Source organism: Pantoea sp. SO10 (assembly GCF_005281435.1).
Classification (GTDB): Bacteria; Pseudomonadota; Gammaproteobacteria; order Enterobacterales; family Enterobacteriaceae; genus Pantoea; species Pantoea leporis.
In genome coordinates this window covers 628,076-652,104 of record NZ_CP040096.1, presented here as the reverse complement: position 1 = coordinate 652,104, position 24,029 = coordinate 628,076, and the positions used below count along the sequence as shown (strand labels likewise).

Here is a 24,029-nt window from a genome sequence, read left to right as displayed (position 1 = left end):
ATTTTAGGGTTATTCTCCCCTACAAGGAGAATAATTCATGAGCCTCTTATCACCTGGCAATCGCCGGGATTTTCTCTCCGCCGGCATGAAACTCACCGCCGCAGGCACCTTACTCAACGCGGGCATGAGCCGCAGCATGCAGGCGGCAGAAACCTGCCAACCAGCCCATGCCAGCCGCGTTGATGCCACGCACTTTCTGCTGCGCAATGTGCGCCTGGAAGAAGCCTTTATCCGCAAACAGGATGTCATCACCGCCACGCAAACCGGTTTGTATGATGTTGAGGTGAATGCTGGCAAGATTGCCGCCGTTCATCCTGCGGGCGTCAGCCTTAATCTGCCAACGTGGGACGCCGCCGGCTATCTGCTGCTGCCCGCCACGCGCGACATGCATATCCATCTCGATAAAACCTTCTACGGCGAAAGCTGGCACGCCCCGCTGCCGCGCCATAGCGTGATCGATATGATTCATCAGGAAGAGCAGATCCTGCCCGAACTGCTGCCGGATTCTGAAATCCGTGCCGGGAAACTGATTGGCCTGCTGCAATCCAAAGGCAGCAGTTCTGCACGCAGCCATTGCAACATCGATCCGGTCAGCAAATTACACGGTCTGGAGCATCTGCAGCAGGCGATTGCCAACCATCGCGATGATTTTCATGCCGACATTGTCGCCTTCCCACAGCACGGATTATTGCGTTCGCACGTTGAAAGCATGATGCGCGAAGCGATGAAGATGGGCGCGAACTACGTCGGCGGACTAGACCCAACTAACGTTGACGGCACGATGGAGAAGTCTCTGGATACGATGTTTAGCATCGCGCTCGATTTCGCTGCACCGATCGATATTCACTTGCACGAAACCGAGCCGCACGGCGTGGCGGCGATTCGCTACATGCTGAAAACCGTGCGCGACAATCCGCAGCTCCGAGGCAAAGTCACCCTCAGCCACGCCTTTGCCCTGGGGACGTTACAGGGTAACGAACTGACGGCGATGATTGAGGAACTGAAAGAGCAGCAGTTTAGTATCGCCACCACCGTACCGATTGGTCGCGTAATCATGCCGCTGCCGCAATTGCGCGCCGCTGGCGTGCCGGTGTGGTCGGGCACCGACACCATCGCCGATCACTGGCAGCCCTTTGGCAGCGGCAGCATGCTGGAGAAAGCCAACGTCTATTCGCAGCTCTATCGTGGGCCGGATGAGTATTCTCTGAGCCGCGCGTTAGGTATCGCCACCAACGAGGTGTTGCCGCTGAATAGCCACGGCGAACAGCAATGGCCGAAAGCACAGGACCACGCCACCATGATGCTGGTTAACGCCAGTTGCTCTGCGGAAGCTGTTGCGCACATCGCGCCGGTGATGGCGACGTTCTTTAACGGCAAACAGACGTTTGGCAGCCTGAAAAAGGTGTAAATTTCGACCTGGTGCGCATCAATGCGCACCCTAAAAAAGCTGTATGGCGAAAGCCAGCAATTCATAGTCAATTTCGGCATTTGCCTGCGGCCGTCCTTTTCCATAGCTTGAAATCATCAACAGGAGAGGAATCTATGACAGCATCAGCATTACCGGTCGCGATTGTCACCGGCGGCAACAGCGGCATTGGCCTGGAAACCGTGATGTTATTGGCGGCCGATCATCAGGTTTACGCGATTGGGCGCAATCAGCAAACGTTGCAGGCTTTAGAACAGGTCACCAATGTGATTCCGCTTGCACTGGATATCACAGATTTTGCCGCCGTGGCCGCGTTCACCGCCACATTAAATCGGGTTGATGTGCTGGTGCATTCGGCGGCGATCTCGATTCTCAGCACTACCTTCTCCGCCACGCCAGAACTGTGGCAACAGCACCTGAACATTAATGTCATTGCGCCTGCAGAACTCACGCGCTTGACCTTGCCCGCCCTGCGCGCCTCGCAGGGCAAAGTGGTGTTTATCAACTCCGGTTCGGGGACGCTGGCGTTAGCGGGACACGTCATTTACTCCGCCTCCAAATTTGCCCTTACCGCGCTGGCGCATGCGCTGCGTAGCGAAGAGAGCGAACATGGCGTGCGGGTCGCGACAGTCGCGCCCGGCCCAACCGATACGCCGATGAATCAAGCCTCGCGTGCCCGCGCGGGTAACCATGCACCGATCAATCCGCAGGAGTATCTCGATGCGAGTTCGGTGGCGCGCGCCGTGCGGTTTATTGTGGATAGCCCGGAAGATACGCAGATTGCAGATATTGTGATTCGTCCACGCCACGATAAAGCCAGGCGCTGATTCAGCAGTGAAAAATCCATAACGCGAGGCTGCCATCCGGCGGCCTTTTTCTTTTTTTACGTTTTTTCAGCAATATTCTCACTGCTCATTCGTCTACCTCATCACCAGCAGTTATCCGTTAATGTAATGAGGACAAAACAATGAGAGATTTTAATATGCACAGACGCGGTCATCGGGATCATTTTGGCGGTCATCGCCTGGCGAAACCGCTGCTGATGGGCGCGGTGATTATCGCCGCGCTGGGCTTGTTGGTGATGTCGCTGTGGAATGCGTTGCTGCCGGGCATCATCGGCGTGAAAAGCATCGGCTTCTGGCAGGCGCTGGGCTTGCTGGCGTTGTGCCGCATCTTGTTTGGCGGTTTGGGATTCCGTCCGGGCATGTTCGGCATGGCGCGTCGCCGCATGCACGAACGCTGGATGCAGATGACGCCAGAACAGCGCGAAGAGTTTATGCAGCATCGCCGCAATCGCTTTGGTCATCGTGGTCATCATGATCGTTGCGACTGGCATGGTCGTTATGATGAGCGAGGTGAAACGCGTCCGCAGCCAGAGAATAATCCGCCCAAATCCAGCGACGCCGGGTAAGCGTGATGGCGCAGAATTCACTGCTGATGTCGGCAATCACCGCCTGCCGCACTAAGCTAAATGCGTTCATTCGCGGGCGAACCGCGGTACGTGAAGATGCCGACGATATCTTGCAGGAAGTCACTTATAAGCTGATGCAGGTGGAACAGCCGGTGGAGAATGTCGCCGCCTGGCTGTTCCGGGCGGCACGCAATGAAATGACCGACCGGGCGCGGAAAAAACGTGAGCTGCCGCTCGCTGATTATTTTGGTGATCGCGAAGAGCAGGATTTCCCGGAAGATGAGTTGGCAGAGACTTTATTTGGCGTGCCGCAGACGCCGGAAGATGAGTATCTGAAAACGCTGCTGTGGGAAGAACTGGAAGAAGCCTTAGCCGAATTACCTGACGCGCAGCGCGAGGTATTCGAGAAAACCGAACTGCTCGGCTACAGCTTTAATCAGCTGGCGCAACAGAGCGGCAGCAGCGTGCAGACGTTATTATCGCGCAAGCACAAAGCGGTGCTATTTCTACGCACGCGCCTGTGTAACCTGTATGACGAAATAACCGGATAACCCGATTGCCTGGCAATCGGGCATCATTTACCACCACTTTTTCTCTTGCTGCGGCTGCAAAAATTGCACGCCTTGCCCGAGTTGTGGCATCGACACATTAATCTGCTGTTCCTGCGCCAGCGTCACTATTTGATTAAGCGGATCATTCCATGCATGAAACGCTAAATCGAAAGCGGCATTGTGAATCGGGAACAGCCATTTCGCATTGAGGTCGATAAAGGCTTTGATGGTGTCTTGTGGCAGCATATGAATATCGGCCCAGCGACGGTCATACGCACCGTTTTCCAGAAAGGCCATATCGAACGGGCCGAATTTATTACCAATCTGTTTGAAACCATCGAAATAACCGGAATCCCCGCCATAGAACAGGCGGAAATCATCGCTGATAATGCTCCATGAGCACCACAGCCGCTTATTACTGTCGAACATGCCACGGCCAGAAAAATGCTGCGATGGCGTGGCGACAAAATGAATACCGCCGATATTCTTTGATTCCCACCAATCCAGCTGGGTGATTTTTTCCGGCGCAACGCCCCATGATATCAGTAAATCACCGACACCCAGCGGCGTCAGGAAATAGCGCACGCGATCTTTGAGCTGCAAAATGGTGTGATAATCCAGATGATCGTAATGATCATGCGAAAGAATGATCCCTTCGATGGGCGGCAAATCTTCAAGCGCAATCGGCGCAGGCTGAAAGCGTTTCGGGCCAAACCACTTAAAGGGTGAGGCGCGCTGCGTAAATACCGGATCGGTCAGCCAGTATTTGCCCTGCATTTTAAATAGCAATGATGAGTGGCCAAGGCGAAATACGCTGTTATCCGCCGCAGCCGCAAGTTGCTGCGCGTCGAGTTTGATGAGCGGCAGCGCAGATTCAGGTGCGGTATTTTTCGGTTTGTTAAAGGCAAAATCCCAGAATAGTTTGGCGAACTCAGTTAATCCTAACTGCTGGCGTGGGATCTTATTGTTAAACCTTTTGCCATCAAACTGAGCGGATTGCGGATAGCGTTTTATATTGCAGCGACAAATGCTCGAACTATTCAACATTGATCTTTTACCTCTCATCCCGGGTCCTTCAGAATAGTCACTTTTACGGCAACGCACATCGCATATTGGGCGGTTGATGACTTCGCTAACGCCGAGAGTTAAAGTAACGCTTTTGCTTGATTTTATGAGGGAAAATGAAACGTTTATTTGTTTACGGTACGCTCCAGCCCGGCCATTCAAATGCGCATATTCTGGAAAACATCGGTGGCGAATGGCTGGCGGGAACGGTTTCTGGCACCTTTTATGAACGCGGCTGGGGCGCAGCAGCGGATTTTCCCGGCATTGTGTTGCAGGAAAACGGCCCGCGCGTGCCGGGTTATCTGTTTATGTCTGACAAGCTCGAGCCACATTGGCCGATGCTGGATGAGTTTGAAGATGGCTACGATCGCGTGGAAGTTGATGTCACCACCAGCAATGGCGAGCAAATAATGGCGTGGATTTATCAGTTGCAGCCGCAACTTTAACCTCACAATGCCAGTATTTACGCCCGATTTCGTAGGATGCGCATGCATGCGCACCTGGTCACCATAAATGGCGACTCTACGGAATGCCCACTTTCCTCTTCCACCCCAAATGCGGTGCAACGTCCTCAATACAATCTGTAATGATCTGCGCACGCCCTGATTTCGGCTTCTAGAATGAATCTCAAATAGACGAGAGGAATTCATGATGATCAAAGTCTGCACCGCCTGCGGCACATCTTACGATGAGCAACAGAGTCAAATCGAACACTGCAAAATATGTGAAGACGAACGACAGTTTGTGCCGGCCAGCGGGCAAAAATGGACTCAACTGCATAGCCTGCAAGCCACACACTGCAATAAATGGCAGCAGCATGCTGCCAACGTGTTCAGTCTGCAAACCGTGCCCAGCTTTGCTATTAATCAACGCGCGTTTCTGCTGCAAACGCCGCACGGCAATATTTTGTGGGATTGCATCGCTAATTTCGATGATGCCACCAAAGCGATTGTTACCGCGCTCGGTGGTATTCACGCCATCGCTATATCGCATCCGCACTATTACAGCACCATGCAGGATTGGGCAGCGGCATTCGACGCGCCGATCTATCTGCATGCTAAAGATAGTCAATGGATTATGCGCGACAGCCAGCATATTCATCTTTGGCAAAATGACGAGCTGGAAATTGTGCCGGAAGTGAAACTGGTTCGCCTTGGCGGACATTTTGCCGGCGGATGCGTATTGCATTGGACGCACGATGACGGCGTGCTGTTGAGTGGCGATATCGTGCAAGTCACGCCTGGCGCAGATGCGGTGTCATTTATGTGGAGCTATCCAAATATGCTGCCGTTACCGGCGGCGGCAGTCAGCGATATTATGCGTCGGCTGGCGGCGCTAAAATTTTCGCGCTTATACGGCGCATTTGAGCATCGCCAAATTCTCATTGATGCGCAGCGGATCGTGATGCAGTCGGGCGAGAAATATATTGCCTGCTTGCAGAAGTCTCTCTCCTGAACGAATTGTAAGCAAACGCGCTGCGGATGGATGTACAGACGTCTAAACATCCATTATAGTCCGTTCCCTACGTTTAAAGGGAATCCGCGCAATGAAGAAAATTTTACTCACCACGCTGCTGGCTGCATCCGTGGCGCTGCTTAGTGGCTGCAACAAAGATGATGAAAATCAAATCAAAGTGGCCATTAATACCGGACCTGACCAGGCGCTGTGGGATACCGTGAAGCAAGTTGCGCACGACAAATATCAGCTGGATGTCGATGTGGTGGCCTTCAATGATTACGTGCAGCCGAATGAAGCGCTGTTCAACAAAGATGTCGATGCCAACGCCTTCCAGAGCCTGCCTTATCTGGAGATGCAATCCAAAGAGCGCGGCTACCACTTCGCCGTGGTCACCAACACCTTCGTGTTCCCGATTGCAGGCTACTCGCGCAAGATTAAAACGCTGAAAGCGTTGCCTGACGGCGCCACCGTGACCCTCTCCAACGAAGCCACCACGCTCGGCCGCAGCCTGCTGCTGTTGCAGGCGCAGGGCTTGATCAAAGTGAAACCGGAAGCGGGCCTGCTGCCAACCACGCTGGATATCACCGACAATCCGAAGAAGCTGAAAATTGTTGAGGTGGATACACCGCAGCTGGCGCGTACGCTGGACGATCCGCAGGTTTATCTTTCGATCATCAACAACAACTTCGCCGCGCTGGTTAATCTCTCTGCCTCGCGTGACGGCATGTTTATGGAAGGCAAAGCCTCGCCTTATGTGAATGCGATTGTGGCGCGTGAAGATAATAAAGACAGCGCCAACGTGCAGAAGCTGAAACAAGCCTTCCAGTCACAAGAAGTGCTGGATAAAGCCAACGAGATCTACAAAGGCGATATTATTAAAGGCTGGTAATTTGGCGAAAACTGCGCAGATATTAACTGCGCAGTTTCAGCTTATTTAAAATCGACCTCCATCAACTCCGCAATAGTTGCATTACGCGTTGAAGCGACACAATGATGCAAATAGTCAGTAAACTTTGACGATGGCGGCATACCCAGCTCCAGCAATTTTTCATTGCTGAATACCACATTCAGTTTTGAAAAATGTCCATACAGATTCATGGCGCGTAATAAGATGCGTTCATTACAGGGACCAAACAGCGAAGAGAATGAGCTCCTGCTCGCTGCCAGTTCACGGTAATTCACTTTCTGATACGTTTCGGCCACCGCAACGTGTCCCGAGGCTTGTGCCATCGCCTGATCAATCTCGGCAAACGTGACGCTGCTATTTTCGCCCGCTGAAATATGAATAATCGTCTTCTCCACGTTGGGTGCCGTCAATAACAACTCCAGCGCATCGGCACAGTAATCGACCGGCACCACATCAATACGGTCATTCAGCTCACACATAAATTTGCCTAACGTGAGCACCATGCGAAATACCCAAAAAATGCTCGGCGACGGCGCACAGCCACAGTCCGAATGCCCCACCACAATGGATGGTCGCGCGATGACTAAGGGTAGATTAGGTAACATCTCGCTCATCATTCTTTCAACTGTTGCTTTACTCCACGTATATTCCACAACGTGTTGTTCGCGCAGCGTATTCAACTCACTTTCTACCACCAGCGAATTGGCTTCGGGTGCACACGACATAGCGGTACCGACATGCACAAAGCGCTTGAGCCCTTTCACCCGCGCCATACGACTGGCAAATGCGAAGGTGCCTTCTACATTGACTTTCCAGATGAGGGGATTCGCGCCAAACGAGGCGACAGCGGCGCAGTTAAGCACATGCGTAACCTTGGTCAAGCGCGCATCGTCAATAAACCGTTCCGGCTCAGCAAGATCGCCTATTAAGATGTTCTCGTGGGTGAGCCTGTTTAATTGACCGGCTGCAACGCCAAATTTAATCAGGTTTTCCTTAATTCGCTCTAATCCTGCAGCTTGACTATTAGCCCGCACTAATAAAAGTAGTCGGTAATGATCACTTTTCTTGAGCAGATTAACCGCGACCGCACCGCCCAAAAATCCAGTTGCACCCGTTATGAGTACTGTATTCATATTTTTCAACCCATCGGTTCGTTACAGGAAAAACTGTGCATTTAACTGGCTAGAATCTATGCTCGCATGGGTAAATGATGAATAAATGCCCTAAGCTTTCCTGCGGGTAAAACCGCTCCAGTGAGCTTTGGTTTATATATGTTTAAATGTGATATTTGGGCCTCAGTGCGCAGTCAAATATTCCACTACGCTCAGCGTGAAAAATGAGCGCGATATAAAAATGGTGTAAAAATATCGGCGTTACGCGTAAAAATGCTGTACGTAAATTCGCCTGCCACTGTTCGCTTCGGTCGCAAACAGGTATGTTCGCCCTCATTAGCCTCAACCCTGATAAAACACAGGAAATCTATGAGTCAAAGTGAAAAACAGTCCTTGCCTGCTGGCATGCTGGCGGCCGCGGGGATCGTGTTTGGGGATATCGGCACCAGCCCGCTTTATACCCTTAAAGAGTGCCTCTCCATTCTGCCTAATGGCGCCGTCTCCACCACCGCAGTGATGGGATTTTTGTCGCTGATTTTCTGGGCGCTGACGCTGATCGTGACGCTGAAATACGTCTGCTTTGTGATGCGCGCCGATCATGATGGCGAAGGCGGCGTATTAACGCTGATGTCGCTGGCACGCCAGCATGTTGGGCCGAAAGCCTCGCACATCATTGTGTTAGCAGGCTTGATTGGCGGCGCGTTCTTCTACGGCGATGGCGTGATCACGCCGGCGATTTCGGTACTGTCGGCGATCGAAGGTATCGAAGTGGTGTCACCTGAGCTGGATAAATATGTGGTGCCGCTGGCAGTGGCGATTCTCACGCTGCTGTTTATGATTCAAAAACACGGCACCGAAAAGGTCAGTAAAGTGTTCGGCCCGGTGATGTTTGTCTGGTTTGTGTCGATTGCCCTGTTAGGCATTCGCGGCATCCTGCTTAATCCTGAAGTACTTTACGCGCTGAATCCCTCCTATGCGCTGACGTTCCTGCTTAGCCACAAAGCGCTTTCGTTTGCCGCGCTGGGCATGGTGGTGCTGGCGGTGACCGGCGCGGAGGCGCTCTACGCTGATATGGGACATCTGGGCAAAGCGCCGATTCGTATGGCCTGGCTGGTGATCGCCATGCCCGCGCTGGTGCTTAACTACTTTGGGCAGGGCGCGCTGGTCATTGCCGATGCGCAGGCTCTCAATAACCCGTTCTTTAATCTCGCGCCGGGTTGGGGACAGATCCCGCTGATTGTGCTGTCAACGCTGGCCACGGTGATCGCCGCGCAGTCGGTGATTACCGGCGTGTATACGCTGACGCATCAGGCGATCCGTCAGGGATTTCTGCCGCCGATGCGCATCATCTTCACCTCGCACACGGAGTCCGGTCAGATCTATATTCCGGTGGTGAACTGGCTGCTGTTTGTCGCGGTGACGGTGATTGTGCTGGCGTTCCGACAATCTTCGGCGCTCTCTTCGGCGTACGGCATTGTGGTGACCGGCACCATGGTGATCACCGCTTGTCTGGCGGGCGTGGTAGCACTGCGTAACTGGAAGTGGCCGCTGCCGGTGGCGCTGGTTTTCCTGCTGTGCATGTTAAGCATTGATGTGCCGCTGTTCAGCGCTAACCTGATGAAACTGCTGTCCGGCGGTTGGGTGCCGGTGCTGCTGGCGCTGAGCATGATGGGATTGATGCTGATTTGGAGCAGCGAGCGTAATCGCCTGATCCGCAAGTTGAATAACGATCCTGAGAGCCTGCAGGCGCTGGTGCGATCGCTGGAAACCCATCCGCCCAGTCGTGTGCCGGGCACCGCAATCTTCCTCTCACGTAAAGAGCATGAGATTCCGCAGGCGCTGCTACATAACCTTAAACACAACCGCGTGCTGCATAAACGTGTGGTGCTGCTGCATATTCGCACCACCGATATCCCGCGCGTCTACAACCAGAAGCGTCTGAGCATCACTCAATTGTCGCCAACGTTCTGGCAGGTGACCGCCGCTTACGGCTGGCGCGAGACGCCATCGATGGCCGAGATCCTGCATTTGTGCGGGTTGGAAGGATTGGGTTGTACCGTCAATGAAGCCTCGTTCTTCACCTCGCACGACACGCTGGTGATGAAGAAGAGAAAAGGTTTGATGCGCATTAAAGGCGGTATTTTCCACTTCTGCCAGCGCAATGCACAGCGCGCACATGAGCAATTTAATATCCCACCGAATCGGGTCATTGAATTGGGCGGGCAGCGCGAATTTTAATCTGCCGATGACATAAAACGCAGGGATTGTAGCGGCGCAGTTCATTGCGCGATAAATCGCGCCGCTACTGTTCAGGCGTTATATTCAACTTCCTGTCGACTGTTAGGGTTAACGCACCAAATGTAACCAGATGCAAAAATAGTCGCGTAAGGTTGAATGAGTTGTGGCTGAATCTTTCTTAACATCTAATTAGCAATTAAAGCTAAAACGCTTAACCTGAAAAGGTGTTTATTAACTTCACCGGCAATCATCACTCGCCGTAAACATTTAGGGTGTCAGCACATTACCAACAATTGAAAGATTCGTAGCTGCGGCCATTGGCTCAGTTATTATTTGCGAGGAGTATCGCCATGAAACAATTAATTAATGACGTAATATCTATTTTCACACCGCAATCTGTTAAACCGGTTTTAATTCGCGGCGATTTAACCCATCGCGAACTTTCATCGATTCATCCGGTAGGCTTTACTTCGGTAAGCTGGGCGACTTCAATGGAAGAGCTGAATGATGCCTTTGTGCAGAAAGCCGTTGCTGCCGGTGCGGTGGGTTATCACATCACCGAAGTGGAATCCCACGAACCGGCGCACGATGGTCAGCACGTCATGGCCGCCACTGCCACCCTTTATCACATCAATAGCAAAGTGGCTTATGGCTAATGCTAATACCCGTCATACTTCAAGTTGCAGGAGCGTTGGCCGCGCATGTTCACCCCAGTCACTTACTAATGTAAGCTCCTGGGATTCACATACTTGCCGCCTTCCTGCAACTCGAATTATTTAGGGTATTTATAATTTACCCTTCATCATCGGCAGGCTTTTTTCTGCAAAATAGTCGACAAGAAAATCAATAAACACTTTAATGCGTGGCGATTCAGACGCGCGCTGCGTGTAAACCGCCCAGACATTTGCTTCCTGATACCATTGCGGTAATACGTGCAGCAATTGGTTTTCGCTTAAATACGGCGCCACATCCCAGGCAGAACGCAACGCAATACCGTGCGATTTCAGTGCCCAATTCAGAATCACTTTTCCGCTGTTCGATGAATAATGGCTATTCAGGCGACAAACGATTTTATTTTCGCCGTCCGTTAACGTCCAATGCCCAAAGGTATTATTATTCTCATTAATAATAAGACAGCTGTGATCGATTAAATCATCCAGCGTCTCCAGCGGACGTGACCGGGCTAAATAATCTGCAGTAGCACAAAGAATACGCCGATTGGCGGCTAATTTTCGTGCAATGTAGGCGTGATTCACATCATCACCCACCCGAATATCGACGTCAGTGCCTGACTGCAATAAATCAATATCGCGATCGCTGAGCATCAATTTGATGTTCAGTGACGGATGACGCGTCATAAATTCGGCAATCGCATCGGACAAATAATCCTGACCAAAGCCAAATGAACAGGCCACAGTCAAATCGCCGGTTAATTCGCCGCGCCACTGCTGAAAGTTATTCAGGAAGGAATCCATTTCGTGCACCACGTGCAATGCACCTTCCAGCGCCTTTTCACCCTCTGGCGTCAGGCGCATCACGCGGTTGGTGCGGAAAAACAGCCGGGTTTCCAGCTGCTTTTCGAGGATGGCAATCCGCTTGCTGATGTAGGATGGCGACTGGCCGAGCTCAATCGCAGCGCGGCCAAAACCTTCATAGCGCGCTACGCTGATAAAGACATACAGATCTTCGACCGACGGCCAACCCTGAAGCGGCTTCTGATAACTTTTTCCGGCAAGCAGTATTTTCATCACCATCACGGCGTTAGCGAAATTTAGCCGGTTATAACACAGAATCCAGAAAGGGCTGAAGCTGACTTAAAAACAGTTCAGGCACTTCCTCATGCGGTGAATGACCGCAAGGTAATGCGTTGCCCTGAATATTGCGCGCTTTATCCCGCCATGTTTCCTCCACGTTATATAACTGGCCAACCGTGCCCTTTTCTCCCCATAACAACAGGAGCGGCGCCTCAATGCGTTTAGTGCTGTCCTGCGCATCATCGTCTAAATCAATCGTCGCCGCGGCGCGATAATCTTCGCACACCGCGTGAATCATCTCTTTATTTTGATAACAGCGCAGGTAATCGTTGAATATGACCTCCTCGGTGGCGCCCGGCGTTTTTAATTGCCCATCAATGTGTTTACGCAGGAATAACGCCGGATCGTGGCCGATCAGGGTTTCAGGTAATGGATAAGGTTGAATCAGGAAGAACCACCAGAAATAGCGCGTGGCAAACGCTTTGTTGGTTAAGGCGTACATGGTCGCGGTCGGCGCAATATCAATAAACACGCAGCAGGAAAGTTTTTCCGGATGATCAAGCGCCAGCCGATGGCCCACGCGCGCACCGCGATCGTGCCCGACAAACACCACGCGCTCTAATCCCAACGCCTCGATTAACAGGCTGATATCCTGCGCCATCACCCGTTTCGAGTAAGCGCGATGCGTATCATCACTCGGCGGCTTGTCGCTGTCACCGTAACCGCGCAGATCCGGCAGGATTACGCGATACTGCTGCGCCAGCTGCGGTGCAATTTTGCGCCACGCCAGATGATTTTGCGGATGTCCGTGCAGCATCAGCAGTGGCGGACCTTCGCCGCCCATCGCAACGCGCAGCGTCACGCCGTTCGCCAGACGCACATCACTCAGCGTAAAGCCGCTGATAAAGGGTGAATCACCGCGTGGCATAATCTCACTCATGCTGGTGCATCCTGTTGGATTTGATCGCGCTTCAGCCACGGACGCTGGGCAAAATGCTGCGTTTCAAACTGGGTGATGTCAGATTCGTACTGCAACGTCCAGTCCACCGCGCTGCCGCCGCCCAATAACATCTCGCGTTTCAACGCACTGACCGAAAAGGCAATGCGTTGATTATCGAAGAGGATCGCCTGTTGTTCCAGCGACACGGTAATGCGATTACTGGCGGCATTGTTCGCAACCTCGCTCAGGCGCTGATAATCCTCTTCGCTTAACGTCAGCGTCAAAACGCCATTGCGCTGGCAGTTATCGTCGAAGATGCCGGCAAAACTGGTGCCGATAATGGCGCGGATGCCGAGCTGATTAAGTCCCCAAACCGCATGTTCGCGGCTTGATCCACAGCCGAAATTGGCGCCCACCAGTAAGAAGGTGGCGTTTTCCCAACCGGCTTGATTAAGAATGAAAGCGGGATTTGGACGGCCGTCGGGCAGGAAGCGCAGGTCGAAGAACACACCGCGATCCAAATCCTTACGATCGATGCCTTTGAGAAACTGCTTTGGCATGATCACATCGGTATCAATATTGGCCGCCGGTAATGGCGCCAGCGTGCCCGTCATGTTGTTAAATGCTTCCATCTCAAACCTCTGCAGTCATGAATTTGCGGACATCAACCAGATGGCCGGCAATCGCGGCGGCGGCAACCATCGCCGGGCTCATTAAGTGCGTGCGCGCACCCGCGCCCTGGCGGCCAGGGAAATTGCGGTTGGTGCCGGACGCACAGCGATCGCCGGGCGCTAACACATCTTCGTTCATCGCCAGGCACATCGAGCAGCCCGATTGACGCCATTCGAAACCGGCGTTGACGAATATCGCGGCTAAACCTTCTGCTTCTGCCTGCTGACGCACCTGCGTCGATCCCGGCACGATAATGCCGCGTACGTGCGGCGCGATTTTGTGTCCGTCGATAATGGCGGCGGCAGCGCGCAGATCCTCAATGCGGCCGTTGGTGCAGGAACCAATAAAGGCATGCGTGATGGCGATCTCCGCTAACGGCGTGCCGGGTTCCAGCCCCATATATTGCAGCGCGCTAAGCAGCGTCTGCTGTTTCACCGCATCTGTTTCCTGCGCCGGGTCGGGCACGCGGCCGGCAATGGCGCTGGCTTGATCCGGGCTGATTCCCCATGTCACTTTGGGTTCAAGATCGCTGCAGTTGATGGCGATGCGGCTATCGAACCGCGCGTCCGCATCGCTGCGTAAATCGCGCCACTCCGTTACGGCCTGCTGCCACAACTCGCCGGTCGGCATTTGCGGTTTGCCGGCGATATAGGCAAACACTTTTTCATCCGGCGCGATAATCGCACCGCGCGCACCGGCTTCCACTGCCATGTTGCACAGTGTCATGCGCCCTTCCATGCTCAGCGCTTCGATGGCAACACCGGCAAATTCAATGGCAAATCCGGTTGCGCCTGATGCACCAATCTGCTCGATCAGCGCCATGATGATGTCCTTCGCCGAACACCCAAACGGCAGCTCACCGCTCACCGTCACCAGCATGGTTTTTAGGGTGCGATAAATCAGGGTTTGCGTCGCCAGCAGGTGCTCGATTTCCGAGGTGCCGATGCCGAAACCGAGCGCGCCAAACGCGCCGTAAGTTGTGGTATGGCTGTCGCCTGCGGCAATCACCATACCGGGCATTACCAGGCCTTGCTCGTGTGCGACGACGTGTTCGATGCCTTGACGCGGGTCAAGCACATCGAACAGTTCGATGCCAAAATGCGCGGCGTTCTGGCGGAAGTAATCGACTTGTAACTGTCCGCCCGCGTCGGTCATCGCCTCATCACGCTCGGGGCGCGTTGGGTTAACGTGATCGACATTCAGCAAAATGGTGCCCGGATTGCGCACAAGACGCTGGTGATCGCGCAGGCCGCTAAACGCCTGCGGGCTGGTGTATTCATTGAGAATCGAACGATCGATATAGAGCAGCACATGCCCTTCATCATCTAACTTACGAACCACATGCTGATCGATCAGTTTTTCATACAGTGTTTTGTTAGCCATGCCGTTGCCCACACGAAAAGTAAAACAAGTCATTAGAGACGTTAGGGTAAATCAGTTTGTGCGCGGGGAACGAACACGCTTCGTGAAGTGATGTTTTATGAAATGTGCAGTAGCTAAGTTGGTCGCCATGAACAGCAAAAACTTCGCGCACACTTTGTAGCGGCGCAATTGATTGCGCGATGAATCGCGCCGCTACGCAATGTGTGTAAAATAGCAGGAGTTTTATTTGACCTAAGTCGCGTCTACCGATATAAAGAATAACCGCGCAGCTTAAGCGGTTTATCTCCGATTAATTCCCCCTTCTGCTTATATTTCACGCTATTTTATTTTTTTAAGTTAATTAATTAACACCAATACTTTATTAACTAAAAACAAGTTAATCATTCCGTAACAATCTCTTAATGTGCAAACCGAATTTTTAACGTTCACCTGCATTGCATAATAAGTAGGACTGGAATGACTCACACCAAAAAGATCGTGTCTGCCCTATCGCTGGCAGCGCTGCTTGTCTCTTCAGCGGTTCGCGCTGAAGACGCACCAGAAAAAACTGACGTTCTGTTGATTGGCGGCGGCATCATGAGCGCCTCGCTCGGCACCTGGCTGCAAGAGCTGCAACCGGGCTGGAAACAGCTGATGGTTGAGAAGCTGGACGGCGTCGCGCTGGAATCGTCCAACGGCTGGAACAATGCCGGTACGGGTCACTCTGCTAACATGGAGCTGAACTACACGCCTGAGCGTGCAGACGGTTCAATCGACGTTAGCAAAGCGCTGGAAATTAACGAATCCTTCATGATTTCGCGCCAGTTCTGGACGTCGCAGGTGCAGCGCGGTGTGTTGCACGATCCGCACTCCTTCATTAACTCGACGCCGCACATGAGCTTCGTCTGGGGCGACAAAAACGTCGAGTACCTGACGAAGCGTTACGATGCGCTGCAGAAAACCACCCTGTTCCAGGGCATGAAATTCTCTACCGATCATCAGCAGATCCAGCAATGGGCACCGCTGGTGATGGAAGGTCGTGACCCGAACCAGAAAGTTGCGGCAACCTGGACGCCAGTCGGCACCGATGTTAACTACGGTGAAATCACCCGTCAGCTGATCGGTAGCCTGAAGAAAGATCAGAACTTCAAGCTGGAAACCTTGTCAGAAGTCACTGATTTCAAGCGTAACGGCGATAACTCGTGGCACGTCACTATTAAAGATGTGAAGAGCGGCGATAAGCGTTCAGTTGATGCGAAATACGTGTTCATCGGTGCTGGCGGCGGCGCGATTAAGCTGCTGCAGAAAACCGGCATTCCGGAAGCAGATAACTACGGCGGCTTCCCGGTCGGCGGTTCGTTCCTGATGACCGAGAACCCAGAGATCGCTAATCGTCACCTGGAAAAAGTGTACGGTCAGGCTTCCGTAGGTGCGCCACCGATGTCGGTTCCACACATCGATTCACGTACCCTCGACGGTAAGAAAGTGGTGCTGTTTGGACCTTTCGCCACCTTCTCCACCAAGTACCTGAAAAACGGTTCGCTGTTCGATCTGCTGAGCGCGACCACCACCAGCAACATCATGCCGATGACGCATGTGGGCATCGACAACTTCGACCTGGTGAAATACCTGATTGGTCAGGTGATGCTGAATGACGACGACCGTTTTGCTGCGCTGAAAGAGTACTATCCAAACGCGCGTAAAGAGGACTGGAAACTGATTCAGGCGGGTCAACGTGTGCAGATCATCAAGAAAGATGCCGAAAAAGGTGGCTTGCTGAAACTGGGTACCGAAATCGTGACCGATCAGCAGAAAACCCTGGCGGCACTGTTGGGCGCGTCACCGGGCGCATCGACTGCTGCACCAATCACCCTCGACGTGATGAAAAAGCTGTTCCCAGAGCAGTTCGCTTCGCCAGAGTGGCAGCAGAAGATCCGCGCTATCGTGCCAAGCTTCGGCCAGAAGCTGAACGGCAACACCGCGCTGACGCAGCAAGTTTGGGACAACACCGCAGCGACGCTGCTGTTGACCAAGCCGCCGGTCATCAACATGGGTGATCAGACGGTTGCGCCAACGCAGGCTAAGCCGCGTACTGAATCAGGCAAACAGGATATGGCGCTGTAATTCCCGCCAGAAGTGAATCAAGCCGGACAATGTCCGGCTTTTTTATTGTCTTTTGTAGGGGCCGAATTTATGGCGATCTCACGGAGATTTTTACGACTTTTTATAATCGGTGTAGGCGTTTTGTAAAACCACATGGTCGGCAATATATTTGGCATCGTGCCATACGCCATAAATAAATGATGATGCGCGATTCACCAGATTGGGCAAGCCAAGGAAGTAAATACCCCGTTCGGCGGAAATACCGCGTTTATGGAATGGCGCACCATTAGCATCAAAGGCATCCACTTTCAGCCAACTAAAATCAAATTTAAAACCGGTGGCCCAGATAATGCTGGTAATACCTGCGGCCTGTAGATCCAGTTCTGATAATGGATTAATTAAACATTCTGGATCTGGCAATAATTCCCATGCTTGCGGCTCGGGCGGTAAGTCCAGGCCATTACGTTCAATATAGGCATCGGCATCACGCAGTACGTCGAAATACGCTTTGTCGCCTTCAGCAATATTGTCCATTATACCCTCAGCAAAGCTCAGCACGCCGTTATCCCAGGTTTTGGTGATCCCCACTAACGTAATGCCCATGTGCGCCAGTCGGCGAAAATCGACCGTTTTGCCACCTTCATAACCACTCACGGCAAAAGCAACGTGCTGTTTCTTCGGCTTGATTTTGACTTCATCCCATAAGCCCAGCGCGCCCAGCCACCAGCAATAATCGCGGTCACGATAGGAACGTGGCGGACGGTAATGTTCGCCGATGGAGAGCGTCACTTCACGGCCAGATTTACGCAACTCTTCCGCAATTTGTGAGCCTGAAGCACCAGCGCCCACCACCAGCACGCCGCCCTGCGGCAGCTGCTGCGGATTTTTATACGCCGATGAATGGATTTGATGCAGCGCAGCGCTTTCCGGCACGATCTGTGGAAAAGCGGGTTTCTGGAAAGGACCGGTAGCCGCCACCACATTGTCAGCTTCAAATTCACCGGCCGACGTCAGTATCTTAAAACCGATACGTTCTGGTAGACGCTCAACCGAATGGACTTCCACGCCGGTGCGCACCGGCGCATCGAGCATTTTTACGTAGTCTTCGAAATATTGCGCCATCCGCTCTTTCGGTGGGAACGCTTCCTGGGAAATATTATCGAATTTCATTGAAGGAAAACGATCGTGCCAGGCTGGGCCATTAGCCACCAATGAATCCCAACGTTCTGAACGCCAGCGTTCAGCAATACGGCTACGCTCTAACACCACATGTGGCACACCCATTAACGACAGATGTTCACTCATCGCAATACCTGCCTGACCCGCTCCGACCACCACGGTATTAATTTTTTCTACTGACATGTGAGATCCCTAAAGATGATCGACCCCGATCTTTTCATGGAAAAGAGTAATCAGGTGCCGGATGACTACTATTCAGATTAATAAATGCTGTGCTATTCAATATGCACAGCATTTCGTGCGAATACATTAATGCCCTGCTTCGACGTTCAATATTCTCCCCAAGCCTAAAAACTTATTCGCGATAATTAACATCGTCGCCGTTACGGCAATATAAATAACCGACAGTGCAGCCAGCGTTGGGTCGGCAAATTCACGCACATAGTTGTACATTGCCACCGGCAAGGTCTGCGTCGCTTGCGTGGTGATAAACAGCGAAGCGGTAAATTCGTTGAAGGAGAGAATTGCGGCAAATAACCAACCGCCAAACAAGCCCGGCAAAATCAACGGCACGGTTATGGTCCATACCACGCGTAACGGCGAAGCGCCGAGGCTTGCAGCCGCCATTTCAATACGTTGCTCAAGGTTTTTCAGCGACACATACACGCTGCGCAGCACAAACGGCAGTACCAGCACGACATGGCAGAAGATCACCAGTGAATAACCGCGTCCAATGCCTAACTGCGAGACCAGCATCAGTAAGCCGAGGCCAATAGTGAAGTGCGGAATAAACAACGGTGACAACAGCACGCCTTCCAGTACCTGTTTACAGGGGAAAGTGTAACGTTCAATGGCAATCGCCAGCGTGGCGCCAATAATTACCGCCAACGTTGAGGCCCACGCCGTCACAATCAAACCTGAATAGAAGCCGTGGCGGAAGTCATCGTAGTTCACAGCACGCTCAAACCAACGCAGCGACCAGCCTTTCGGCGGGAAGAACAGCACCGAGGTGCTGCTGAAGGAAGAGATCAACACCACAATGGTTGGCAGCAACACGAACAACAAAATCGCAATCACCAGCGAGCGTCCCGCCAGGATAATCAATTTGTCGTTGAGGGATCGGGTCATTTCAGTGGTCTCCCATCGCATGGAGGAAGCGGCTCATACGTTTCAGCGCCATCAACAGCAGAATGGTCAAAATCAAACCGGCAATGCTGAGCGCAGCGGCAAACGGAAAATTCATCGATGAGAAACCCAGCTGATACACCATGGTAGCCACGGTGCTGACGCGTCCACCACCAATGAGTTGCGGCGTAGCGAAGGCGCTGAACGTCCAGGCAAACGCGGTGGTCAGGCTGGAAACGATACCGGGAATCGATAACGGAATGGTCACCGTCAGCAAGGTGCGAATCGGCCCCGCCCCCAGACTGGTGGCGGCTTTCTCATAATCAGGATTGATGTGCGACAGCGCAGTCGCCAGCATCATCACCATGATTGGCATGGTCACGTGCACCAGCGCGACTACCACGCCGGTTTGGGTAAACATAAACTGGATCGGCTTATTGATCAGACCCATTGCCAGCAGCAAGCTATTGAGGAAGCCGCTATTACCCAGCACGATGATCCACGAATATGTCCGTACCACTTCGCCGAGAAACAGCGGCGTAATGGCGATAATCAAGATGGTGGATTTGATCCAGGTGGTGCGCGTTCTCACCAGCGCATACGCCAGCGGATAACTCATCAGCAGCCCAAAAATCGCCGTTTTCGCACTGAGCATCACCGTGTTGATAAACGCATCGGCATAGATTTTCTTGAATAGACCGTTAAAGTTCGCCAGCGTGAATCCGCCTACATCAAGCGATCCTGGAATATAGGCCCGCACGCTAAACTGCATCACGGCAAACATGGCCACCACCAGCCCAAGCGCCGTGAACGTAGCGGGGATAATGAACCAGGGTAAGAATGTCGGTTTTTTCGTCATAGACGTTGCTGCCTGAATAAAGTGTTGCGACTCATCGGGCGGCCAATCGGCCGCCGCTATTTATCAATGTGACATGATGTTTTCAGAGAACCACTGACGCCACTCGGCGGTTTTCTCCGCGCGCAGTTGCGGATCGGTGTTGATGGTGGCATTCCACTGCTCAGGTGTGGTCAGCATGCCAGGCAGCTTCGCCAGTTCTGGATCGATATGCGCATTGGTCACCGTTGGGCTGCCGCGATAAATTTTCGCCACTTCCTGCTGGATTTCCGGTTTCAGCGCAATATTTATGAACTTGTAGGCCAGTTCCGCATGTTTGCTGCCTTTATTGATACCGACGGTATCAACGCCCAAAATCGCGCCCTCTTTTGGCACTGCCAGCTTAATGTTGACGCCTTCTGCAATCATGCTGTAGGCGTTCATCGACAGCATCACCTGTACCGGCGTTTCACCTGTGGAGATCAGCTGCTGGCTGTTGGCATCATCGGTATAGAAGGATTTGATGTTCGGGATCAGCGCTTTCAGCCTGGACTGGCCTTGTTCCCAATGCGCTGCATCCGAGCCAGAAAGTTTGGCGGACACCGCGATGATATGGCTCGGATCCCAATCTGGCAGCGCAATCGAGCTCTTCAGTTCCGGACGCCACAGATCGTTCCAGCTGGTAAATTCTTCGCCCTTCGGCACTAAATCTGGACGGTAGCCGATGGTGTAAACGTAGCCCCACACGCCAAGGTGATACAGGCTGACTTTGGCCTGCTGTACCAGATTCACCGCGTTAGGGATTTTGCTCATGTCGAGCTTTTCAAACAGGCCGCTATTGGCATACAGATAACCGACATGCGCGGTGGTAAAGGTGACGTCAGTTTCCGGCGAACCGCCCGCCAGCTTGGCTTTGTTCAAACGATCGATGGTGCCGCCGGTGACGAACTGCACTTCTACGCCAGTTTCTTTGGTGAACTCTTTGGCGATAGTTTGATCAATCAGATCCTTAAAGCTGCCACCCCAGGTGCTGACAATCAGCTTATCTGCGGCCACTGCATTCCCTGCGCTTAATACACACGTGGTCAATAACGTTAAGGCACCTATCTTACGCAACATATTCTTGTCCCCAATGAATGAAATGGCTGTTGTCGCTGCTTTGCACCACCGTCTGGTCCATCGCGTCGCAATGCTCTAAAACAGTGCGAAGGCGGCTCTCGGGTGTTGAAGCGATAATGCCGTTGCGGTGAGATTGGGTAAAACAGCATTTCCCTCGCTGTTGCATCAGGATTTCTGAGGCTAAAAAAGCGGCCTGCTTAACAAGGATTTTCTGAAGCAGGAGTGAGGCAGACGCGAATGGTCGCTGGCGCAAGGACAGGTGATTATGCTGTGAGTCGGAATTTGGCATGAGAAATGCTTGAGTTGAATCGACCTTATTAGAATGACTGACGCGACATGAGCGTGTCAGCGATCTCAGGAGAACCTGCATGCTCAGTCGCATCACCCAGCGTCAGCTGGAATATTTTGTCGCTTCCGGTGAAGCGGGCAGCATTATTGGCGCCTCGGAGCGTATTCACGTCTCCTCTCCGTCGATTTCCGCCGCCATCACCCACATTGAGTCTGAGCTTGGCGTGCAGCTGTTTGTGCGTCACCATGCTCAGGGCGTTTCACTCACCGCAATCGGCCATCAGGTATTAAAAGAGGCCAAACTGATCCTCGAACAGATGTCGAACCTTTACACCATTGCATCGGAATCAATGAACAACGTACGCGGCCCGCTGCGTGTCGGTTGCCTCGATACGTTAGCGCCAATGTTGACGCCGGAATTGGTGTTTGGCTTCGGCCGCGCCTTTCCCGGCGTGCGTATCTCGCTGGTGGAAGGCAATCATGAGTTGCTGCTAAAACAGCTGCGCTCAGCGGATATCGATATCGCCCTCACCTATGATTTGGTGCCCGCCAGCGATGTGACTTTCCAGTCGCTGGCGCAACTGCCGCCCTATGTAATGGTGGGTGAGCATCATCCGTTCGCCACACAATCCGCGGTTTCGATGCAGGATCTGGCTGCAGCGCCGATGGTGCTGCTGGATATGCCGTGGAGTCGTGAATATTTTCTTGGCTTGTTCAGCGAAGCCGGGGTGACGCCGAATGTGGTGATGCGATCCAGCAGTATGGAAACGGTGCGCGCGATGGTGGCCAACGGAGTCGGCTTTGGTATCGCTAACGTACGACCTAAAGCGCATATGTCTCAGGATGGTAAACGCTTGATTCGCGTGCGGTTGGCGGGGGTTAACAAGGCGATGCAGTTGGGTTATGCCACCATGGCGCAGGTACAGCAATCCAGGGTGGTAAGCGCTTTTGCCGAGCGTTGCCGCATGTTTATTTCCGACCAATACATTCCCGGCATGGCGGCTCCGAGTTATTTCGATCCGCAAGTGGTGCGCGTGGCGTGAGATCCCTGGTCGCCATGAATGGCGACCAACGGTTAATACCCCTGCTGCGGAAAGACCTGATGCAATACCGCTTCGCCGCGTGCGGCGCGCTGGATATTCGCGGCGACCTGCGATGCCGCGCTGGCCGGAATGGCAACCGAAGCCAGATGCGGCGTGATCAATACATTATCCATACCCCACAGCGCATCTTCGGGCGGCAACGGTTCGCGGTCAAACACATCCAGCGTCGCCTCGGCGATCTGTCCACGCTGCAACGCCTGCGTTAACGCCGCCTGATCAACAATCGCTCCGCGCGACACATTGATAAACGCGCAGCCGTGCGGTAACCGTGCCAGTCGTTCAGCACTCAGTAAGCCCTGGGTTTGCGGCGTGAGCGGCAGCATCACTACCAAAATATCGCTGCCGGCGAGGAAAGCATCCAACGCGTCTATTCCGCTGCTACAGGTAATGCCATCGATGGTTTTCTGCGATCGTGACCAGCCGCGCACATCCAATCCCTGGCGCGCCAGCTCCTGCGCGGCGTGCGCGCCCAATTCACCCAATCCCAGCACGCCAACGCGCACGGTTTCCGGCGAACGCGGATGCAGGTAATGCCAGCGTCGTTCACGTTGTGCCCGCTCAAAAGCCGGAATGTCACGCACATAACGCAGCACGGCAAACAGCACGAAGCTGGCCATCATCCGCGCCATATGCGGATCAGACAAACGAACAATGGGGATATCCGGTAAATCATCGCGCCCGACCAGCGAATCAACGCCCGCGCCCAGATTTATAAGCAGTTTCAGCTTGCGATAAGGGGCGAAAAAACCGTGCGGCGGCTTCCACACCAACGCGAAATGCACCTCATCATCGTTTTGCACCTCTTCCGCCCGACAAAGCGTTACGCCCGGCAGATGCGGTGCGAGCAACGCTGACCACTGTTCAAAACTGTCGAACTCGCTGTAAAAGACTAAAATACTCATGCCGCATTCGCCTTGATCAACTCAACTACCGCATCTATTGCCAGTTCGTAACCAATCACGCCCAAGCCTGCAATCACGCCAGTGGCGGCTTTTGATACCAGCGAATGATGGCGGAACGGCTCGCGTTTCCAGATGTTACTCATGTGCGCTTCGATGATCGGGCCATCAAACATCAGCAATGCATCGAGAATCGGCACCGAACTGTAGGTTAAACCGGCGGCGTTAATGATCAATCCGGCAGCCTGCTGACGCGCTTCCTGAATCCAGTCAACCAGCACGCCTTCGTGATTGCTTTGGCGAAATTGCAGTGTGATGTTGTGTGATGCTGCCCGGCGCTGGCAGCGTTCATCAATGCTGGCAAAGCTTTCGCTGCCGTAAGTGCCGTTCTTGTCCATGCCGTACAGATTAGCGTTCGGGCCGTTAAGGAAAAAAATCTGCTGTGTCATCTAAGCTCCTGAGTCACTGTGCAGTTGTCGCCC

At 53.0% G+C, this 24,029-nt stretch carries 24 protein-coding genes; 11 read left to right on the top strand and 13 right to left on the bottom strand.

Translation table 11 applies throughout. The features are described from left to right. The first annotated feature begins 37 nt into the window (after window positions 1-37). From FCN45_RS22555 to FCN45_RS22540, 4 genes are all read left to right on the top strand, one after another. Window positions 38-1,408, top strand: a complete 1,371-nt coding sequence (locus tag FCN45_RS22555; protein WP_137387360.1) for an amidohydrolase — start codon at window positions 38-40, stop codon at window positions 1,406-1,408. A gap of 134 nt (window positions 1,409-1,542) precedes the next feature. After that, on the top strand, window positions 1,543-2,253 hold the full coding sequence (locus FCN45_RS22550) for an SDR family oxidoreductase (RefSeq protein WP_137387359.1): 711 nt from the start codon (window positions 1,543-1,545) through the stop codon (window positions 2,251-2,253). A gap of 140 nt (window positions 2,254-2,393) precedes the next feature. Continuing rightward, window positions 2,394-2,837: a hypothetical protein gene (locus tag FCN45_RS22545; RefSeq protein WP_137387358.1), complete on the top strand. Its 444-nt coding sequence runs from the start codon at window positions 2,394-2,396 to the stop codon at window positions 2,835-2,837. 5 nt (window positions 2,838-2,842) lie between these two features. Further along, window positions 2,843-3,388, top strand: coding sequence for an RNA polymerase sigma factor (locus FCN45_RS22540; protein ID WP_137387357.1), 546 nt, complete (start codon window positions 2,843-2,845; stop codon window positions 3,386-3,388). Between the two features lie 27 nt (window positions 3,389-3,415). Here the strand turns inward: FCN45_RS22540 and FCN45_RS22535 are convergent, their stop codons facing one another. After that, complete coding sequence (locus tag FCN45_RS22535; RefSeq protein ID WP_137387356.1) at window positions 3,416-4,435, bottom strand: MBL fold metallo-hydrolase; 1,020 nt, start codon at window positions 4,433-4,435, stop codon at window positions 3,416-3,418. A 134-nt stretch (window positions 4,436-4,569) separates the two neighbouring features. Here FCN45_RS22535 and FCN45_RS22530 point away from each other — a divergent pair, with 134 nt between their 5' ends. From FCN45_RS22530 to FCN45_RS22520, 3 genes are all read left to right on the top strand, one after another. After that, window positions 4,570-4,899 (top strand): gamma-glutamylcyclotransferase family protein, encoded by a 330-nt coding sequence (locus FCN45_RS22530; RefSeq protein ID WP_137387355.1) that lies wholly within the window; start codon window positions 4,570-4,572, stop codon window positions 4,897-4,899. 205 nt (window positions 4,900-5,104) lie between these two features. Beyond that, entirely contained in the window at window positions 5,105-5,908 is an 804-nt protein-coding gene (locus FCN45_RS22525) for an MBL fold metallo-hydrolase (protein WP_168197491.1), read from the top strand. Between the two features lie 91 nt (window positions 5,909-5,999). After that, on the top strand, window positions 6,000-6,800 hold the full coding sequence (locus FCN45_RS22520; RefSeq protein ID WP_110866857.1) for a MetQ/NlpA family ABC transporter substrate-binding protein: 801 nt from the start codon (window positions 6,000-6,002) through the stop codon (window positions 6,798-6,800). A 41-nt stretch (window positions 6,801-6,841) separates the two neighbouring features. Here the strand turns inward: FCN45_RS22520 and FCN45_RS22515 are convergent, their stop codons facing one another. Beyond that, window positions 6,842-7,951: an SDR family oxidoreductase gene (locus FCN45_RS22515; protein WP_137387353.1), complete on the bottom strand. Its 1,110-nt coding sequence runs from the start codon at window positions 7,949-7,951 to the stop codon at window positions 6,842-6,844. A gap of 348 nt (window positions 7,952-8,299) precedes the next feature. Between FCN45_RS22515 and kup the strand changes: the two genes are divergently transcribed. Both kup and FCN45_RS22505 read left to right on the top strand, forming a co-directional pair. Then, a complete protein-coding gene (gene kup, locus FCN45_RS22510; protein ID WP_137387352.1) occupies window positions 8,300-10,168 on the top strand; it encodes a low affinity potassium transporter Kup in 1,869 nt (622 codons plus the stop codon). Window positions 10,169-10,518: 350 nt separating this feature from the next. After that, entirely contained in the window at window positions 10,519-10,824 is a 306-nt protein-coding gene (locus FCN45_RS22505; protein WP_101761538.1) for a DUF1471 domain-containing protein, read from the top strand. Between the two features lie 129 nt (window positions 10,825-10,953). Here FCN45_RS22505 and FCN45_RS22500 read toward each other — a convergent pair whose 3' ends face one another. The 4 genes from FCN45_RS22500 to leuC are packed head-to-tail and all read right to left on the bottom strand — an operon-like array spanning window position 10,954 to window position 14,917. Beyond that, a complete protein-coding gene (locus FCN45_RS22500; protein ID WP_137387351.1) occupies window positions 10,954-11,916 on the bottom strand; it encodes a LysR substrate-binding domain-containing protein in 963 nt (320 codons plus the stop codon). Window positions 11,917-11,947: 31 nt separating this feature from the next. After that, window positions 11,948-12,862 carry an alpha/beta fold hydrolase gene (locus tag FCN45_RS22495; RefSeq protein WP_137387350.1) on the bottom strand — a complete coding sequence of 305 codons (915 nt, stop codon included), beginning with the start codon at window positions 12,860-12,862 and terminating at the stop codon, window positions 11,948-11,950. After that, on the bottom strand, window positions 12,859-13,494 hold the full coding sequence (gene leuD, locus FCN45_RS22490) for a 3-isopropylmalate dehydratase small subunit (RefSeq protein WP_137387349.1): 636 nt from the start codon (window positions 13,492-13,494) through the stop codon (window positions 12,859-12,861). The genes FCN45_RS22495 and leuD overlap by 4 nt, the downstream gene beginning before the upstream one ends. A gap of 1 nt (window position 13,495) precedes the next feature. Continuing rightward, window positions 13,496-14,917 (bottom strand): 3-isopropylmalate dehydratase large subunit, encoded by a 1,422-nt coding sequence (leuC, locus tag FCN45_RS22485; RefSeq protein ID WP_137387348.1) that lies wholly within the window; start codon window positions 14,915-14,917, stop codon window positions 13,496-13,498. 456 nt (window positions 14,918-15,373) lie between these two features. On the opposite strand from leuC, the gene mqo reads away from it, so the two are divergent. Continuing rightward, on the top strand, window positions 15,374-17,020 hold the full coding sequence (gene mqo / locus FCN45_RS22480; RefSeq protein WP_137387347.1) for a malate dehydrogenase (quinone): 1,647 nt from the start codon (window positions 15,374-15,376) through the stop codon (window positions 17,018-17,020). Window positions 17,021-17,110: 90 nt separating this feature from the next. On the opposite strand, the gene FCN45_RS22475 is transcribed toward mqo, so the two are convergent. The 5 genes from FCN45_RS22475 to FCN45_RS22455 all read right to left on the bottom strand — a co-directional run bounded on the left by FCN45_RS22475 (window position 17,111) and on the right by FCN45_RS22455 (window position 21,546). After that, entirely contained in the window at window positions 17,111-18,361 is a 1,251-nt protein-coding gene (locus tag FCN45_RS22475) for an NAD(P)/FAD-dependent oxidoreductase (RefSeq protein WP_137387346.1), read from the bottom strand. A 126-nt stretch (window positions 18,362-18,487) separates the two neighbouring features. Beyond that, window positions 18,488-19,306 carry an ABC transporter permease gene (locus tag FCN45_RS22470; protein WP_137387345.1) on the bottom strand — a complete coding sequence of 273 codons (819 nt, stop codon included), beginning with the start codon at window positions 19,304-19,306 and terminating at the stop codon, window positions 18,488-18,490. Between the two features lies 1 nt (window position 19,307). After that, window positions 19,308-20,162 carry an ABC transporter permease gene (locus FCN45_RS22465; protein WP_101761544.1) on the bottom strand — a complete coding sequence of 285 codons (855 nt, stop codon included), beginning with the start codon at window positions 20,160-20,162 and terminating at the stop codon, window positions 19,308-19,310. 63 nt (window positions 20,163-20,225) lie between these two features. Beyond that, window positions 20,226-21,257, bottom strand: coding sequence for an ABC transporter substrate-binding protein (locus tag FCN45_RS22460; protein ID WP_137387344.1), 1,032 nt, complete (start codon window positions 21,255-21,257; stop codon window positions 20,226-20,228). After that, on the bottom strand, window positions 21,247-21,546 hold the full coding sequence (locus FCN45_RS22455) for a hypothetical protein (protein WP_137387343.1): 300 nt from the start codon (window positions 21,544-21,546) through the stop codon (window positions 21,247-21,249). Before FCN45_RS22455 ends, FCN45_RS22460 begins: the two co-directional genes overlap by 11 nt. A 79-nt stretch (window positions 21,547-21,625) precedes the next feature. Here FCN45_RS22455 and FCN45_RS22450 point away from each other — a divergent pair, with 79 nt between their 5' ends. Then, window positions 21,626-22,588: a LysR substrate-binding domain-containing protein gene (locus FCN45_RS22450; protein ID WP_137387342.1), complete on the top strand. Its 963-nt coding sequence runs from the start codon at window positions 21,626-21,628 to the stop codon at window positions 22,586-22,588. Window positions 22,589-22,620: 32 nt separating this feature from the next. Here the strand turns inward: FCN45_RS22450 and FCN45_RS22445 are convergent, their stop codons facing one another. Both FCN45_RS22445 and FCN45_RS22440 read right to left on the bottom strand, forming a co-directional pair. After that, complete coding sequence (locus tag FCN45_RS22445) at window positions 22,621-23,550, bottom strand: glyoxylate/hydroxypyruvate reductase A (RefSeq protein ID WP_137387341.1); 930 nt, start codon at window positions 23,548-23,550, stop codon at window positions 22,621-22,623. Continuing rightward, the gene (locus FCN45_RS22440) at window positions 23,547-23,996 is read right to left on the bottom strand and encodes a type II 3-dehydroquinate dehydratase (protein ID WP_137387340.1); all 450 of its coding nucleotides are present in this window, start codon (window positions 23,994-23,996) and stop codon (window positions 23,547-23,549) included. Before FCN45_RS22440 ends, FCN45_RS22445 begins: the two co-directional genes overlap by 4 nt. Between the last annotated feature and the right edge of the window lie 33 nt (window positions 23,997-24,029).

What these genes read in the sequence shown, in the direction of transcription:
- FCN45_RS22555 (WP_137387360.1), top strand. Translation starts at nt 38, where the DNA reads ATGAGCCTCTTATCACCTGGCAATCGCCGGGATTTTCTCTCCGCCGGC.
- FCN45_RS22550 (WP_137387359.1), top strand. Translation starts at nt 1,543, where the DNA reads ATGACAGCATCAGCATTACCGGTCGCGATTGTCACCGGCGGCAACAGC.
- FCN45_RS22545 (WP_137387358.1), top strand. Translation starts at nt 2,394, where the DNA reads ATGAGAGATTTTAATATGCACAGACGCGGTCATCGGGATCATTTTGGC.
- FCN45_RS22540 (WP_137387357.1), top strand. Translation starts at nt 2,843, where the DNA reads ATGGCGCAGAATTCACTGCTGATGTCGGCAATCACCGCCTGCCGCACT.
- FCN45_RS22535 (WP_137387356.1), bottom strand. Translation starts at nt 4,435, where the DNA reads ATGTTGAATAGTTCGAGCATTTGTCGCTGCAATATAAAACGCTATCCG.
- FCN45_RS22530 (WP_137387355.1), top strand. Translation starts at nt 4,570, where the DNA reads ATGAAACGTTTATTTGTTTACGGTACGCTCCAGCCCGGCCATTCAAAT.
- FCN45_RS22525 (WP_168197491.1), top strand. Translation starts at nt 5,105, where the DNA reads ATGATCAAAGTCTGCACCGCCTGCGGCACATCTTACGATGAGCAACAG.
- FCN45_RS22520 (WP_110866857.1), top strand. Translation starts at nt 6,000, where the DNA reads ATGAAGAAAATTTTACTCACCACGCTGCTGGCTGCATCCGTGGCGCTG.
- FCN45_RS22515 (WP_137387353.1), bottom strand. Translation starts at nt 7,951, where the DNA reads ATGAATACAGTACTCATAACGGGTGCAACTGGATTTTTGGGCGGTGCG.
- kup (WP_137387352.1), top strand. Translation starts at nt 8,300, where the DNA reads ATGAGTCAAAGTGAAAAACAGTCCTTGCCTGCTGGCATGCTGGCGGCC.
- FCN45_RS22505 (WP_101761538.1), top strand. Translation starts at nt 10,519, where the DNA reads ATGAAACAATTAATTAATGACGTAATATCTATTTTCACACCGCAATCT.
- FCN45_RS22500 (WP_137387351.1), bottom strand. Translation starts at nt 11,916, where the DNA reads ATGAAAATACTGCTTGCCGGAAAAAGTTATCAGAAGCCGCTTCAGGGT.
- FCN45_RS22495 (WP_137387350.1), bottom strand. Translation starts at nt 12,862, where the DNA reads ATGAGTGAGATTATGCCACGCGGTGATTCACCCTTTATCAGCGGCTTT.
- leuD (WP_137387349.1), bottom strand. Translation starts at nt 13,494, where the DNA reads ATGGAAGCATTTAACAACATGACGGGCACGCTGGCGCCATTACCGGCG.
- leuC (WP_137387348.1), bottom strand. Translation starts at nt 14,917, where the DNA reads ATGGCTAACAAAACACTGTATGAAAAACTGATCGATCAGCATGTGGTT.
- mqo (WP_137387347.1), top strand. Translation starts at nt 15,374, where the DNA reads ATGACTCACACCAAAAAGATCGTGTCTGCCCTATCGCTGGCAGCGCTG.
- FCN45_RS22475 (WP_137387346.1), bottom strand. Translation starts at nt 18,361, where the DNA reads ATGTCAGTAGAAAAAATTAATACCGTGGTGGTCGGAGCGGGTCAGGCA.
- FCN45_RS22470 (WP_137387345.1), bottom strand. Translation starts at nt 19,306, where the DNA reads ATGACCCGATCCCTCAACGACAAATTGATTATCCTGGCGGGACGCTCG.
- FCN45_RS22465 (WP_101761544.1), bottom strand. Translation starts at nt 20,162, where the DNA reads ATGACGAAAAAACCGACATTCTTACCCTGGTTCATTATCCCCGCTACG.
- FCN45_RS22460 (WP_137387344.1), bottom strand. Translation starts at nt 21,257, where the DNA reads ATGTTGCGTAAGATAGGTGCCTTAACGTTATTGACCACGTGTGTATTA.
- FCN45_RS22455 (WP_137387343.1), bottom strand. Translation starts at nt 21,546, where the DNA reads ATGCCAAATTCCGACTCACAGCATAATCACCTGTCCTTGCGCCAGCGA.
- FCN45_RS22450 (WP_137387342.1), top strand. Translation starts at nt 21,626, where the DNA reads ATGCTCAGTCGCATCACCCAGCGTCAGCTGGAATATTTTGTCGCTTCC.
- FCN45_RS22445 (WP_137387341.1), bottom strand. Translation starts at nt 23,550, where the DNA reads ATGAGTATTTTAGTCTTTTACAGCGAGTTCGACAGTTTTGAACAGTGG.
- FCN45_RS22440 (WP_137387340.1), bottom strand. Translation starts at nt 23,996, where the DNA reads ATGACACAGCAGATTTTTTTCCTTAACGGCCCGAACGCTAATCTGTAC.